At 62.2% G+C, this 15,302-nt stretch carries 10 protein-coding genes; 6 read left to right on the top strand and 4 right to left on the bottom strand.

All coding sequences use genetic code 11. The features are described from left to right. Positions 1 to 35: 35 nt before the first annotated feature. On the top strand, positions 36 to 1,748 hold the full coding sequence (locus ACHPFG_RS13395) for an ATP-binding protein (protein WP_431702987.1): 1,713 nt from the start codon (positions 36 to 38) through the stop codon (positions 1,746 to 1,748). Beyond that, positions 1,745 to 4,264 (top strand): excinuclease ABC subunit UvrA, encoded by a 2,520-nt coding sequence (gene uvrA / locus ACHPFG_RS13400; RefSeq protein WP_431702989.1) that lies wholly within the window; start codon positions 1,745 to 1,747, stop codon positions 4,262 to 4,264. Before ACHPFG_RS13395 ends, uvrA begins: the two co-directional genes overlap by 4 nt. Before the next feature lie 67 nt (positions 4,265 to 4,331). On the opposite strand, the gene tkt is transcribed toward uvrA, so the two are convergent. Further along, positions 4,332 to 6,395 carry a transketolase gene (tkt, locus tag ACHPFG_RS13405; protein WP_431702991.1) on the bottom strand — a complete coding sequence of 688 codons (2,064 nt, stop codon included), beginning with the start codon at positions 6,393 to 6,395 and terminating at the stop codon, positions 4,332 to 4,334. Positions 6,396 to 6,570: 175 nt separating this feature from the next. On the opposite strand from tkt, the gene ACHPFG_RS13410 reads away from it, so the two are divergent. Continuing rightward, positions 6,571 to 6,795: a DUF465 domain-containing protein gene (locus tag ACHPFG_RS13410; protein ID WP_053128262.1), complete on the top strand. Its 225-nt coding sequence runs from the start codon at positions 6,571 to 6,573 to the stop codon at positions 6,793 to 6,795. 258 nt (positions 6,796 to 7,053) lie between these two features. On the opposite strand, the gene hglS is transcribed toward ACHPFG_RS13410, so the two are convergent. After that, positions 7,054 to 8,430 (bottom strand): 2-oxoadipate dioxygenase/decarboxylase HglS, encoded by a 1,377-nt coding sequence (hglS, locus tag ACHPFG_RS13415; protein ID WP_431702993.1) that lies wholly within the window; start codon positions 8,428 to 8,430, stop codon positions 7,054 to 7,056. A gap of 298 nt (positions 8,431 to 8,728) precedes the next feature. Between hglS and ACHPFG_RS13420 the strand changes: the two genes are divergently transcribed. Both ACHPFG_RS13420 and ACHPFG_RS13425 read left to right on the top strand, forming a co-directional pair. After that, entirely contained in the window at positions 8,729 to 10,138 is a 1,410-nt protein-coding gene (locus tag ACHPFG_RS13420; protein ID WP_145337503.1) for an OprD family outer membrane porin, read from the top strand. A 69-nt stretch (positions 10,139 to 10,207) separates the two neighbouring features. Further along, positions 10,208 to 12,883 (top strand): MGH1-like glycoside hydrolase domain-containing protein, encoded by a 2,676-nt coding sequence (locus ACHPFG_RS13425; protein ID WP_431702996.1) that lies wholly within the window; start codon positions 10,208 to 10,210, stop codon positions 12,881 to 12,883. 67 nt (positions 12,884 to 12,950) lie between these two features. On the opposite strand, the gene ACHPFG_RS13430 is transcribed toward ACHPFG_RS13425, so the two are convergent. Together ACHPFG_RS13430 and ACHPFG_RS13435 are read right to left on the bottom strand one after the other, a co-directional pair. Continuing rightward, positions 12,951 to 13,265: an SCP2 sterol-binding domain-containing protein gene (locus tag ACHPFG_RS13430; protein WP_005788868.1), complete on the bottom strand. Its 315-nt coding sequence runs from the start codon at positions 13,263 to 13,265 to the stop codon at positions 12,951 to 12,953. Positions 13,266 to 13,321: 56 nt separating this feature from the next. After that, positions 13,322 to 14,032, bottom strand: coding sequence for a histidine phosphatase family protein (locus tag ACHPFG_RS13435; RefSeq protein ID WP_431702998.1), 711 nt, complete (start codon positions 14,030 to 14,032; stop codon positions 13,322 to 13,324). Positions 14,033 to 14,227: 195 nt separating this feature from the next. On the opposite strand from ACHPFG_RS13435, the gene sohB reads away from it, so the two are divergent. Further along, entirely contained in the window at positions 14,228 to 15,253 is a 1,026-nt protein-coding gene (gene sohB, locus ACHPFG_RS13440; RefSeq protein WP_065927176.1) for a protease SohB, read from the top strand. The last annotated feature ends 49 nt before the right edge of the window (positions 15,254 to 15,302 follow it).

The raw sequence follows: 15,302 nt of genomic DNA on the forward strand, positions 1-15,302 counted from the left end.
ATTGCGACTGTCCTTTCTCTGCGCAGAGCCGAACGATGCAATTCTTATCCAATCCCCACGGCTGTGAAGGTTGGGCCGGCGAAATGGCCCAGCGAATTCGCGCATTTGACTGGTCAACCACCGACCTGGGACCGCTTGACCGCTGGTCCACCAGCCTCGCCTGTACCGTGCAGATGATGCTGGCGTCCCCCGTGCCCATGGTGATGCTGTGGGGCCGGGCCGGGTACATGATCTACAACGACAGCTATTCGGTGTTCGCCGGTGGCCGCCATCCGTATTTGCTCGGCTCGCCGGTGGAGCTGGGTTGGCCGGAAGTGGCCGACTTCAACCGCCATGTGGTGGACACCTGCCTGGCCGGCGGCACCTTGTCGTTCAACAACAAGGACTTGGTGCTGCTGCGCAACGGCCAGCCGGAAACGGTGTGGCTGGATCTCTACTACAGTCCCGTCCCTGGCGACGACCAGCAACCGGCCGGTGTGCTGGCGATTGTGGTGGAGACCACCGCCCATGTGCATTCCGAACGCTTGCGCCGGGAGCTGACCCATAACCTGGAGCAGCGGGTGGCCGCTGAAGTCCAGGCGCGTTCCGCCGCCGAAGACCAACTGCGCCAGGCGCAAAAGCTCGAGGCCATCGGCGGCCTGACCGGTGGCGTGGCCCATGACTTCAATAACCTGCTGCAAGTGATCGCCGGCAACCTGCATTTACTGGCCCGCCATGAACCAGAGAATGCCCAGGTACAGCGGCGCGTCACGGCGGCCATCGCGGCGGTGGAGCGTGGCGCCAAACTGTCGTCGCAACTGTTGGCCTTTGCCCGTCGCCAACCGTTGTCACCGGCCGTGTATAACCCGCAGCGCATCTATGCCGGGCTGGGCGAGTTGCTGCAACGCGCACTCGGCGAAACCATTCATATCGATGTGCAGTTGCCGCAGGACTCCTGGTGCATCAACGTCGACCGCAACCAACTGGAAAATGCGCTGCTCAACCTGGCGATCAATGCCCGCGATGCCATGAAAGGCGAGGGCGTGATTCGCATCACCGGCGAAAACATCATCCTCAACCCCAGGGATTGCATCGGCAAAAGCATCAAGCCGGGCGAGTATGTGCGCCTGGCCGTCACGGACATTGGCGTGGGCATGCCGGCGACGATCCTGGCGCGGGTGTTCGAGCCGTTTTTCACCACCAAGCGCAACGGCCACGGCACCGGTCTTGGCTTGAGCATGGTGTTTGGCTTTGTCCGCCAAAGCGGTGGGCATGTGGACGTGTGGAGTGAGGAGGGCAAGGGCACCGTGGTGCAAATGTACTTCCCGCGCAGCCTGGGCGAAGAAGTCCAGGAGACTCACCCTGAACCCATGCCGCACGACGTGGGCCAGGAGACCATCCTGGTGGTCGAGGACAACGAGGACGTACGGGTGATCGTGGTGGATCTGCTCGAACAGGCGGGCTACACCGTGCTGACCGCCGAGGACGGCGACCGCGCGATGCAAGCCTTGCAGGACGGGGCGCGGCCCGACCTGATCTTCACCGACGTGGTGATGCCCGGCCGGGTCAAAAGCACCGACCTGGCCGACTGGGCCCGCGCCCAGTCGCCACCGGTGGCGGTGCTGTTCACCTCCGGGCACACGCGGGACATTCTCTCCAGCAATCACCTGCTCAGCGCTGACATTCACCTGCTGAGCAAACCCTACAGCCCCGAGGCCCTGACGCAACGGCTGCGCAGCGTGCTCACCGCCAGACAAGGTTGTTCATGACTTCACAGCGCACCCTCCCTCCGATTACCGCCCAGCACCTTGGATTTGTACGGGTGCGCGGCGCCCGCGAACACAACCTGAAGAACGTCGACGTGGATATTCCCAGGGATGCCCTGGTGGTGTTTACCGGCGTCTCGGGCTCGGGCAAGTCGTCCCTGGCGTTCTCCACGGTGTATGCCGAAGCCCAGCGCCGCTATTTCGAATCGGTGGCGCCCTATGCACGGCGGCTGATCGATCAGGTGGGCGTGCCCGATGTGGACAGTATCGAAGGACTGCCCCCCGCCGTGGCTTTGCAACAGCAGCGCGGTACGCCGAGTGCGCGTTCCTCGGTGGGCAGTGTCACCACCTTGTCGAGCCTGATCCGCATGTTGTATTCGCGTGCCGGCAGCTACCCGCCGGGACAGGCGATGCTGTACGCCGAGGACTTTTCGCCGAACCTGCCCCAAGGCGCGTGCCCGCAGTGCCATGGCCTGGGGCGCGTGTATGAAGTGACCGAGGCGCTGATGGTGCCCGATCCGTCCCTGACCATCCGCCAGCGCGCAGTGGCGTCCTGGCCCTTGGCCTGGCAGGGCCAGAACCTGCGCGACATCCTCGTGACCCTGGGCTATGACGTGGATGTTCCATGGCGCGACCTGCCGAAAAAGCAGCGCGACTGGATCCTGTTCACCGAAGAAACCCCGACCGTGCCTGTGTATGCCGGCTTCACCCCCGAGCAGACCCGCGAAGCGTTGAAACGCAAACTGGAGCCGAGCTACCAGGGCACCTTCAGCGGTGCGCGGCGCTACATCCTGCACACCTTCAGCCACACTCAAAGCGCCTTGATGAAGAAGCGTGTCTCGCAGTTCATGCAAGGCAGCGCCTGCCCGTTGTGCGAGGGCAAGCGGTTGACCAAGGCGGCGCTGTCGGTGAAGTTTGCCGGGGTGGACATTGGTGAGTTGTCGCAACTGTCATTGACGCAACTGGCCGCGTTGTTGCGACCGGTGGCGGCGGGGCAGGACAAGATGAAACTGTCGGTGGAAAAACGCCTCGCGGCCCAGCGCATCGCCGAGGATCTGCTGGAGCGGGTCAGTACCTTGATCGAGTTGGGGTTGGGCTATCTGTCCCTGGAGCGCAGCACGCCGACCCTGTCGTCCGGGGAGTTGCAGCGCTTGCGGCTGGCCACGCAATTGGGCTCGCAGTTGTTCGGGGTGATCTATGTGCTGGATGAGCCCTCGGCAGGTCTGCACCCGGCGGATGGCGAAGCGTTGTTCACCGCGCTCGAACGCTTGAAAGCGGCGGGCAATTCGTTGTTTGTGGTCGAACATGATCTGGAAACCATGCGCCGCGCCGACTGGCTGATCGATGTGGGCCCGGCCGCGGGTGAACATGGCGGGCAAGTGCTCTATAGCGGGCCGCCTGCCGGCCTGGCGGACGTCGAAGCCTCGCAGACCCGGGAATATCTGTTTGCCGACAAGCGCCCTGCGAATCAGGCGCGCCGTGAACCCACCGGCTGGCTGAGCCTGGAAGGCGTCACGCGCAATAATCTCAAGGACCTGAGCGTGGATTTTCCGTTGGGCTGCTTTACGGCGGTCACCGGTATTTCCGGCTCGGGCAAGTCCAGCCTGGTCAGCCAGGCGCTGCTGGAGTTGGTCGGCAGCGGCCTCGGCAGCCGGGTGGACAGCGACGAAGAACCGAGCCTGGAAGACGACGCCCCGCAAACCAGCGGCGGACGCATCGGCGCCGGCTTGGAGCATATCCGTCGCCTGGTGCAGGTGGACCAGAAACCCATCGGCCGCACCCCGCGTTCCAACCTGGCGACCTACACCGGTTTGTTCGACAACGTGCGCAAGTTGTTCGCCGCGACGCCTGCGGCGAAGAAGCGCGATTACGACGCCGGGCAGTTCTCCTTTAACGTCGCCAAGGGCCGTTGCCCGAACTGCGAGGGCGAGGGTTTTGTCAGCGTCGAATTGCTGTTCATGCCCAGCGTGTACGCCCCGTGCCCGACCTGCCACGGCGCGCGCTACAACCCCGAAACCCTGGCCGTCAAATGGCAAGGCTTGAACATCGCCCAGGTGCTGGGGCTGACCGTGGAACAAGCGGTGGAGGTGTTTGCCGAGCAGCCGGGGGTACTGCGCTCGCTGCAAGTACTGCGGGATATCGGCCTGGGTTACCTGCGCCTGGGGCAGCCGGCGACGGAACTGTCCGGCGGCGAAGCGCAGCGGATCAAACTGGCCACCGAGCTGCAACGCAACGCCCGCGGCGCGACGTTGTACGTATTGGACGAACCCACCACCGGGCTGCACCCACGGGATGTCGACCGCTTGCTCAGCCAGCTCAATCATCTGGTGGAGGCGGGGCATACGGTGGTCGTGGTGGAGCATGAAATGCGCGTGGTGGCCCAGAGCGACTGGGTGATCGACATCGGGCCGGGGGCAGGGGATTTGGGCGGCAAGGTGGTTGCCAGTGGGACGCCGCAGAAGGTGGCCAAAAACAAAACCAGCCGTACCGCACCGTTCCTGGCTCGAGAGCTGCTCTAACAAGCGATGTAGTCCAAATGTGGGAGGGGGCAAGTCGAATCGTCGCACCGCCCCTCCCACATTTTGCTCAGCGTTGGGTCAGTTGGATCTGTGCCTTGGCCTGCTTCACCACGTTCTCAACCGTAAACCCGAACTTCTCCTGCAACTTCGCCAGCGGCGCCGACGCGCCGAAGCTGTTCATCACCACCTTGGCACCGGTCTGGCCGACGTAGCGGTCCCAGCCCAGTGGCCCGGCCTGTTCCACCACCACCCGTGCCGTCACTGCCGGCGGCAAGACGCTTTCGCGGTAGGCCTGGTCCTGGTCTTCGAACAGTTCCCAGCTGGGCATTGAGACCACCTGCGCGGCAATCCCTTCGCTTTTCAACTGCTCATAAGCTGCAACCGCCAGGCTGACTTCACTGCCCGTCGCCAACAGAATCACCTTAGGATCATCAGCCCCCGCCAACACATACGCGCCCTTGGCCGCACCCGACGCCGCCGCATACTGCGTACGATCCAGCGTCGGCAGCGGCTGGCGGGACAGCACCACGCAACTTGGCCGGTGGGTTTGCGCCAGCGCAACCTTCCACAGTTCCAGGGTTTCATTCGCGTCGCCGGGGCGCAGGGTCAGCAACCCCGGCGTGGCCCGCAGTTGGGTCAGGTGTTCGATGGGCTGGTGGGTTGGCCCATCTTCGCCCACGCCAATCGAGTCATGGGTGAACACGAACACCACCGGCAACTCCATGATTGCGGCCAGGCGGATCGGCGGCTTCATGTAGTCGCTGAACACCAGGAACGTCGAGGTGTACGGCCGCAGGTAGGACAGCGCCATGCCATTGGCAATCGCGCCCATGGCGTGTTCGCGGATACCGAAGTGCAGGTTGCGCCCGCTGTAGTCGTCGGCACTGAAGCGCCCGGCATCGTCGAAGGTGAGGTTGGTCTTGGTCGACGGCGACAAATCCGCCGAGCCGCCGAGCAACCAGGGGATGTGCTGGGCAAACGCATTCAGCACTTCGCCACCGGCGGCGCGGCTGGCGACGCCCTTGGCGTCGGTGTCGAAGCGGGGCAGGTCATCCTGCCAGTGCTCCGGCATTTCGCCTGCGCGCATGCGGCGCAACTCGTCGGCCAATGTCGGCTCGGCTTGCTCAAGCTGCGCCAGGTGCTGGTTCCATGCTTCATAGAGCGGCCGGCTGCGCTCCAGCAGCGCATCACGCAACACACTGCGGGCTTCGTCCGGTACCAGGAAACTGGAGTCTTCGGGCCAGCCATATGCGGTCTTGGTCAGGCGAATTTCATCGTCGCCCAACGGCTCGCCATGGGCGGCGGCGGTGTTGTGTTTGTGCGGCGAGCCATAGCCGATCACGCTGTCAACCACGATCAGGGTCGGCGCGCCGGTGTTGCGCTTGAAGGTGTTCAGCGCCTCGCTCAAGGCCTGCAGATCATTGGCATCGGTGACGTGCAAGGTGTGCCAGCCATAGGCCTGGAAGCGCTTGATCACGTCCTCGCTGAAGGCCAACTCGGTGTGGCCTTCGATGCTGATGGTGTTGTTGTCGTAGATCCAGCACAGGTTATCCAGCTTCAAGTGCCCGGCCATCGACGCCGCTTCGCTGCTGATGCCCTCCATCATGTCGCCGTCACCGCACAGGGTGTAGACGTTGTAGTCGAACAGCACCCGGCCGTCGCGGTTGAAGCGCTTGCCCAGCCAACGCTCGGCCATGGCCATGCCGACGCTATTGGCGCAGCCCTGGCCGAGCGGCCCGGTGGTGGTTTCTACGCCGGTGGTCATGCGGTACTCGGGGTGCCCGGGGGTCTTGGAACTCATCTGCCGGAACTGCTTGATGTCGTCCAGGCTGATCGCCGGTTGCCCCGAACGTTTGCCATGGGCATCGATCTCGACCACGCCGGCCAGGTGCAACAGCGAATACAACAGCATTGACGCATGCCCCACCGACAACACAAAGCGATCACGGTTGGGCCAATCGGGATGCTCGGGGTGGTAACGCAGGAAGCGACTCCACAGCGTATAGCCCACCGGCGCCAGGCCCATAGGCGTGCCGGGGTGGCCGGAGTTGGCCTTCTGCACGGCGTCCATGGCCAGGGTGCGCAGGGTGTTGATGCATTGGGTGTCGACAGCAGTGGCAGCGTGAGTCATGAAACCGTTCTCCCTCGGGTGGCGATCTACAGTTGAGGGCAGGGTGTGGCAAAGGTTTGATCCCATTGCCTGCGCCGCGACGAACGGGGATGGATTGAGCCTAAACATGACAAGACCGGTTGGAATGGGCTAGCTTCAAGGGTGTAGGCCATTGATCAACTTGCGGAGGTACGCCATGCCAGTGAAACACGACCTGTATCAGGATTTGGGGTTGAGCAAGGAAGCCGTTCACGAACGCAGGGCGAGCGACAAACGCCTGGACTCGCTGCTCACTCAATACGACGCTGCTGACGGGGAGGTGCTGAAGGCGGAATCGGCCAAAGCCAGCGATGAGGATGTGGAGAAGCTGAAGAAGAAACGGCTGTTGGTCAAAGACGAGATCGTGGGGCGATTGGGTTAAATGAAAATCTTGACCCACCGGTAGGAGCGAGCTTGCTCGCGAAGAACGTCAACGATTACGCAGCTCTTCTGATTTAACGCGGCGTTCTCAAGTTTTTCGCGAGCAAGCTCGCTCCTACAAAAAGCACAGCGTATTTATTCAGAATTGTCTTAGGGGCATCATTCACGCCACTGTCTATGATGCCGCTCGCCCACCCGGCTCAGGGGACTGTTGCGGCGCAAGGATTGCGCCGGTGAGCCGGGTGGGCACCTGCTGTTTTTACGCCAGCAGTGTCCGGGTGCATTCATCCATCGAACGCTGCTGCGTCTCGCCATACAACTTCAATTCATCAATCGTCTGACGCCCCAGGGCCTTCTCGAATTCGGCCTGGTTCGCATTGGCCGCGTAGTGACTCTGCGCTGCGTCCCCCAGGTTCGACTGGAAAATCCCCGCCGCACTCACCGGCAGGAAATCTTCATACACCAACGGTTCGACATCCACATGGCCGGCGGCGACCAGTGCCTCCAGCGTGCGCGGTTGATCGGCCTGGCCGCGTGCTGCCAGGCCTTTTTCCGTGGCGAAGTAGCGGAAGTAGGCGAGGCCCTGTTCACGCATCTGCGCGTGGTTATCCGGGAAGGCCTGGAAGTGCTGCTCCATCAATTGCATGTAACGCGCGGCATTGCCCTCGTTGGGGAACGCGCCCAGTTCGTCCCGCGCAGCATTCAGCAGGTGGTCGTACAGCGCGCGGCCTTTGGGCGTCAGCGCCACGCCACGCTGTTCGATTTCACCGAAGCGCGCGCTATGGCTGCCCTGGGCATCGGTGAAGGCGATGGGTTCGTCGAGGGCCTTGAAGCTGGTCTGGCGCAACAGGATCGGGCACTGGCGGCGGGGTGGGCCTTCGATCACGGCCTTGGGGGTGATGCCCTTGCCGGGCATGGCGGCCTGGACCTGATCGATGTCCAGGGTGCGCGGGGTCAGATGGTTGATGTGCGGGCCCTTGAAGGCCACCACGTCGGCGATCAGGCGGTGCTGGTCGCTGAGTTGCTGGTACTGCGCGGCGGTCACGGTCGCGGTGTGGTGCCAGCGGAAGGTTTCCAGGGCCTGGCGCACAAACTCATCGGCATCCTCAGCAGTGAGGCCGCCGTCTTTCTCCGATTGCTCGATCAGCGCCAGGGCGCGGGGGGTGAAGATCGAACGCTTGGCCAGGGCGGTTTCGGCAAACGCACGCAGCTCGGGATTTTCGATCAGCTCCAGGCGCAGCAGCGAGGTGAACACGCGAAACGGGCTGGTTTGCAGCGCGCTTTCATGCACGGCGCGGAAGGCGGTGGAGTGCACCGGTACGCCGGCGGGGGTCAGGTCGTAGTAGCCCACCGGCTGCATGCCCATCACCGCGAACAGGCGGCTGATGGTCGCCAGTTCCGCCGCAGTGCCCAGGCGGATGGCGCCATGGCGTTCCATGTCCAGGCGCTGGATCTCGCCGGTGCGCTGCAGCTGGTGCGCCAGGCCCGGTTCGGTGTCGAGTACATGGGTGTTGGTCTCGGCGACCAGCTCCATCAGCGCGCCATACAGGGGAACTTCATCTCGGTACATGTCGGACATGGCCTTGGAAAAACCCTTGCGGATCTCGTCGGGGCTGACATGTGCGGTGGTGTGCATAGAAAAATTCCTGATGGCGATGGAGATGGGTGGAGATGGGCGTGGCCTATGCCTGGATTTTGTTGGGCTGTGGGCGGGCGTGCAAACGAAGAATCCTCTGGACTTCATTCTGCAAATGAATGAAATGACGTGAATATGACAAAAAACGGCGGCAGGGAAATTTCATTTTCCAGGCACTTTTCTAAAGAAAGCTTCACGAGGTCCGCCCAGGCCGGCATGAAAGAATCGTCACGTTTGCAGAGCCCACAATGGGTTTGCACGCCAAGCACGATAAAAAAACATTCAGGGGCCGCAGTTAATGAAAATTTCTACACTGGCGTTGTCGATCACGGCCGCCGTTCTTGCGCAACAGGCTTACGCTGATGACTTCGGGCTCGGCTCGCTGGGCACGGGCAATGGCCACAGCGGCTTTCTCGAAGACAGCCATGCGTCCGTCAGTTCGCGGACCATGTACTACAGCGCGGATAACCGCTCGGGGACCAACAACGACTTGCGCGAAGCGGCAACCGCGCTGCGTTTCGACTACAAATCCGGTTTCACCCAAGGCACCGTTGGCCTGGGTTTCGACGTCATGGCCTTCGGCGCCCTGCGCCTGGACGGTGGCGATGGTCACGCCGCAGGCCCTGGCCTGGCGGGTAATGGCAACAGCTTCTTCCCGACCAGGAACAACGGCACCGAGCCGGCGGATGCCTTCGGTCGCGCGGCCGGCAACGTGAAGTTCCGTATTTCCCAGACCGAGTTGCATGTCGGGGGTGGTTTGGCGCCGGTGCTGCCGATCCTGGTCTCCAACGACAGCCGCGTGGCGCCGCAAACCTTTGATGGCGGCATCCTTACCTCCAGCGATATTCCCAACGTCACCTTCACCGGCGGCGAGCTGAACCGCGTCGAAGGCCGTGCCTCCAGCAACTCCACGGGCTTGAGCGTGGCCGGCGGTACGCGCGACAGCGACAGTTTCAAGTTCGGTGGGGTGGACTATAAGCCGTTTGGTTCGTCCGACAACGCCATCGCGAAAAACCTGACGTTGCAGTACTACTACGCTCAGTTGCAGGACTTCTACAAACAGAACTACTTCGGCCTGGTCCACGTGCTGCCGCTGGGCAATGACCAGTCGTTCAAGACCGACCTGCGTTACTTCGACAGCAGCAGCGACGGCAAGAATGGCGAGAGTGGCTACCAGTTCAACAACAACGGCGGCTACGCCAAGCACGCGAACGAAGTGGACAACAAAACCTACAGTGCCGCGTTCACCTACCAACTGGGCGGCAGCAGCTTGATGCTCGGCCACATTGGCGTGGGTGACGATGGCGGCTTTGTCTGGGTCAACCAGGGCAGCCTTGCCGATCCGCACGCCCAAGGTGCCGGCGGCAGCGATTTCTACCTGTTCACCGACGCGGTGGTGGGCCAATTCTCCCGGGCGGGCGAGCAGGTCAACTTCGGGCAGTACTCGTATGACTTCAAGGCCTACGTGCCGGGTTTGAAAGCGTCCGTGGCGTACCTGGACGGTTCGGATATCAAGTCGAAGGTCGCCGGTGGCCCTGACCAGAAAGAAAACGAAACCGACTTCCGCCTCGACTACGTGGTCCAGGCCGGTCCTCTGAAAGGCTTCGGTACCACCTTGCGTACCGGTACCTATCACGGCAAAAACACCGGCACCGCCGACCAGGACCAGACCCGCCTGATCTTCAACTACACGTATGCCATCTTCTAAGTCTTCATGTGCACCCGGGCGTCATTGGGCTCTACACTGCTCCTCACCTGGTAGGCGATGGAGGACCCGATGACGGCCACCCCCGACACCCGAATACTGGACACGATTGAAGGCCAACGCCTGGCGACGCAGGATGCCGAGCGTTGGCGCGAGTGGGGCCCCTACCTGAGCGAACGCCAATGGGGCACGGTGCGCGAAGACTACAGCGCCGACGGCGACGCCTGGGCTTACTTCCCCCATGAGCATGCGCGCAGCCGCGCCTATCGATGGGGCGAGGATGGCCTGGCCGGTTTCAGCGACAAAGCGCAACGCTGGTGCCTGGGCCTGGCCCTGTGGAACGAGCGCGACGCGATCCTCAAGGAGCGCCTGTTCGGCCTGAATAACGCCGAGGGCAACCACGGTGAAGACGTCAAGGAACTGTACTTTTTCGTCGACGGTGTGCCCAGCCATGCCTACATGCGCATGCTCTACAAATACCCCCATGCCGCCTTTCCCTACGCCGACCTGATCGCCGAGAACGCCCGTCGCGGGCTGGGCGATGCCGAGTACGAGATCCTCGATACCGGCGTATTCGAAGACAACCGCTACTGCGATATCAGCGTCGAATACGCCAAGCACCAGCCTGACGATATTTTCATGCGCGTCACCGTGCACAACCGTTCGCAGCAGCCGACGCGCCTGCAGGTGTTGCCGCAGCTGTGGGCGCGCAATGACTGGAGCTGGACCTTTGCTGCGCCCAAGCCGCAGTTGAGGCTGGAGGGCGAACACGTGCTGGCCCGTCATCATGAACTGCCCGATCGGCAGCTCAGCGCCTGGGGCCAGGAGGGCCTGGAATGGCTGTTCTGTGAGAACGAAAGCAACTTCCCGTTGCTCGACGGGCAACCGGCGGCGGGGCCGTTCAAGGACGGGATCAACGATTACGTGGTCGAAGGGCTGGACGCTGCGATTCGTCGCGACACCGGTACCAAGGTGGCCGCGCGCTTTATCCTTGAGCTGGCGGGGCTGCAAAGCAAAAGCCTTTACCTGCGCTTTGCGCCCGTTGATGCGCCCGAGGTCAGTGCGCGCAAACTGTTTGAACAGCGTCGCCAGGAAACCGATGACTTCTACGCCGCCTTGCAGCAAGGCCTCGCCGATGACGACGCGCGCAATGTGCAGCGCCAGGCCCTGGCCGGCTTGCTGTGGTCCAAGCAGTTGTATTATTTCGATGTGAACCAGTGGCTCGACGGCGACCCGGCCCAGCCCGCGCCACCGCCCGAGCGCCTGCATATCCGCAATACCCACTGGCGACACCTGTCCAACTTCGACATCCTCTCCATGCCCGACACCTGGGAATACCCGTGGTACGCCTCCTGGGACCAGGGTTTCCAGGCGGTGGCGTTTGCACTGATGGATCCTGGGTATGCCAAGCAACAGTTGTTGTTGCTGGTGAAGGACCGCTTCATGCACCCCAACGGCCAACTGCCGGCCTACGAGTGGCGTTTCGACGACGCCAACCCACCGGTGCATGCCTGGGCAACCTGGCGCGTGTATCAGCAGGACAAGGCGCTGACCGGTGTGGGCGATCTGGATTTCCTTGAGCGGATCTTCCATAAGCTGCTGCTGAATTTTTCCTGGTGGGTCAACCGCAAGGACGCTGAAGGCCGCAACCTGTTCCAGGGCGGTTTCCTGGGGCTGGACAATATCGCCTTGTTCGACCGTTCGGCCGCCTTGCCGCCGGGTTATCAGCTCGATCAGGCCGACGGCACCGCCTGGGTGGCGGCGTATGCGCTGGACTTGATGCGCATCGGCCTGGAGCTGGCCAAGCGCAATGCCGTGTACGTCGATATTGCGGTGAAGTTTTTCGAGCACTTCCTGTACATCGCCGGCGCCATCAACCGTGTCGACGACAGCGCCGAAGGCCTGTGGGACGAGCAGGACCTGTTCTTCTATGACGTACTGCACCGTCCCGACGGCCAGAACGAGCCGGTGCGCCTGCGCTCCATCGTCGGCCTGATGCCGTTGTTTGCCGTGCTGGTGCTGGAACAGCGCGAACACGAAGGGCTGGCGGGGTTGCGTGAACGGCTGTTGGGTTTCATGCATCACCGGCCGGACCTGGCCAAGCTGGTGTCGCGCTGGAACGAACCGGGGCAGGGCAATCGCCTGTTACTCGCGCTGTTGCGTGGCGAGCGCACCAAGGATCTGCTGCGGCGCATGCTCGATGATGACGAGTTTCTCTCGGCCTTTGGCGTGCGTTCCCTGTCCAAGGCGTTCGCCGAGCAGCCCCTGGCGCTGAAGATGAATGGCGACACCCTGTGCGCCCGTTACCAGCCGGGGGAATCCGACTCGCGCTTGTACGGCGGCAACTCCAACTGGCGCGGGCCGTTGTGGATGCCGGTGAACTACATGCTGATTGAATCGCTGCGGGAATTTCACCGCTATTACGCGGACAACTTCTCGGTGGAATACCCGACGGGCAGCGGGTATCTGGCATCGCTGGAGGACGTGGCCGACAGCCTCAGCCAGCGGTTGACCCGCTTGTTTCTGCGGGATGAAAACGGTTCACGACCGTCGATGGCGGGGTATGCGCAGTTGGAGGCGGACCCGGCCAGTCGGGATTTGGTGTTGTTCCATGAGTATTTTCATGGCGAGACGGGGCGGGGGTTGGGGGCATCACACCAGACAGGGTGGAGTGCGTTGGTGGCGTTGCTGCTACAGCCCAAATGTGGGAGGGGGCTTGCCCCCGATAGCGGTGGGCCAGTCAACTGATGACGCGACTGACAAACCGCCATCGGGGGCAAGCCCCCTCCCACAGAGATTCAGGGTTGCCCGTGAATCAGGAAGGGAACAGTTCGCTCAGCTTCATGGCCAGCATCATGTCACCTTCGGTGCGCAGCTTGCCGCCCATGAAGGCCTGCATGCCGTCAGTGGAGCCGTCGACGATGCCTTCCAGGGTCTCGCTGTCCATGACCAGAGTTACCTGGGCGTCCGGGTTTTCGCCTTCTTGCAGTTCGCAGGTCTTGTCTTTGACCACCAGGGAAAAGTTCTTGGTGTCGTCGATACGGAAACCGAACACCAGGTCCAAGCCTTCAGCAGCGCTTGGGTTGAATTTGGCTTTCATTGCTTCTACAGCTTTGGCTACGTCAGTCATGGTTTCGATCCTTTTATGGTGAGTCCAGTGACCTTGGGGTCACGGTTGGCCGCACTTCATCGGAAGGTGATGAGTTGCGGCGCCTTCAACAGTTGCAAGTGGGTGTGACTGTTGAAGGAAGCCAGTGCCACCTCGCGACCGCGGAATTTCAGCTGGTTGAGCGAGGTGTTAACAATTTGCCAGTTCAGTTCGAAGGCCTGGGCGGCAGGCATCCGGGTAATCAGGTGGAGCAGGGCAGTGATGGTGCCGCCGGAGGTGAACACGGCGATCTTCTGCGTGTTGTCTGCCGCGTCAAGAATGCGTTGCAGGCCACCCTGGACGCGCTCCACGAAGCCCAGCCAGCTTTCCAGCCCTGGCGTGTCATAGGTGCCGGCCAGCCAGCGCTCGATGATCAGAGCGAAGATGCGTTGGAACTCGCTGCGGTTTTGCGCGGCGTTGCGCAGGATGTCCAGGGCTTCGGGCTCGGTGGTGAGCAGGTCGGGGAGCAGGGCGCGGATGATCGCGTCGGCGTCGAATTCGTTGAACGCGCTGTCGGTTTCCAATGCAGGAACAGGCAGGCCGAGGGTGTTGTATTGATCGAAGGCGGCAGTGGCCGTGTGTTGCTGGCGGCGCAGGTCGCCGGCTATGCAGCGGTCGAACACCAGGCCCATATCCGCCAGGTGGCGGCCGAGCACTTGCGCTTGTTCCACGCCGACGGGCGACAGCACGTCATAGTCGTCTGCACCGAAGGAGGCCTGGCCATGTCGAATCAAATAGATGCTGCCCACGTCCGTTTTCCCGGTACGTTGAAAGTCTGGCGAGGTTATGAGGATGCCAGGGAGCTGTCAATGAAAAAACATACGCTTGTTTTAAAACCTCGTTAGAGCGCGCACCTGCTGGCGGTTTGAGCACTGGTCGCCCGGCGATCCCGTCGGTATGCTTGGCCAATCCGCGCCTGGCGCCGTGCATTTTTAAGGAGACACATGGATTTTTTGGCTGAATACGCGAGCTTTCTGGCGAAGACCGTCACCCTGGTGGTCGCTATTCTGGTGGTCTTGATCAGCTTCGCGGCACTGCGCAGTAAAGGTCGCCGCAAAGCCGCCGGCCAACTGCAGGTCAGCAAGCTCAATGACTTCTATAAAGGCCTGCGCGAGCGTCTTGAGTCGAGCTTGCTCGACAAGGAGCAACTCAAGGCCCTGCGCAAGTCCGAAAGCAAAGCCGAAAAGAAGAACGGCAAGAAGAAACCCGAGGTCAAGCCACGGGTGTTCGTGCTGGATTTCGACGGCGACATCAAGGCCTCGGCCACCGAGAGCCTGCGCCATGAAATCACCGCACTGCTGAGCCTGGCCACGCCCAAGGATGAAGTGGTGCTGCGCCTGGAAAGCGGCGGTGGCATGGTGCACAGCTACGGCCTGGCATCGTCGCAACTGGCGCGTATCCGCCAAGCGGGCGTACCGCTGACCGTGTGCATCGACAAGGTCGCGGCCAGCGGCGGCTACATGATGGCGTGCATCGGCGAGAAGATCATCAGCGCACCGTTTGCCATCCTCGGCTCCATAGGCGTGGTGGCGCAGTTGCCCAACGTCAACCGCCTGCTGAAAAAGCACGACATCGACTTTGAAGTGCTGACCGCCGGCGAGTACAAACGCACCCTCACGGTCTTTGGCGAAAACACCGAAAAGGGCCGCGAGAAGTTCCAGGAAGACCTGGACATTACCCATCAGCTGTTCAAGAACTTCGTCTCGCGTTATCGCCCACAGCTGGCGATTGACGACGTAGCGACCGGAGAAGTGTGGCTGGGTGTTGCCGCGCTGGATAAGCAACTGGTCGACGAACTGCAAACCAGTGACGAATACCTGGCCACCAAGGCCAAGACCGCCGAGGTCTTCCACCTGCACTATGCCGAGCGTAAAAGCCTGCAGGAGCGGGTGGGCCTGGCGGCCAGCGGCTCTGTAGACCGGGTGCTGCTGACCTGGTGGAGCCGCCTGACCCAGCAACGGTTCTGGTAAGCCTCCATGGGGTATAGGTAATACCTGTGGGAGGGGGCAAGCCCCTCCC

Source organism: Pseudomonas sp. BR20 (assembly GCF_050780135.1).
Taxonomy (GTDB): domain Bacteria; phylum Pseudomonadota; class Gammaproteobacteria; order Pseudomonadales; family Pseudomonadaceae; genus Aquipseudomonas.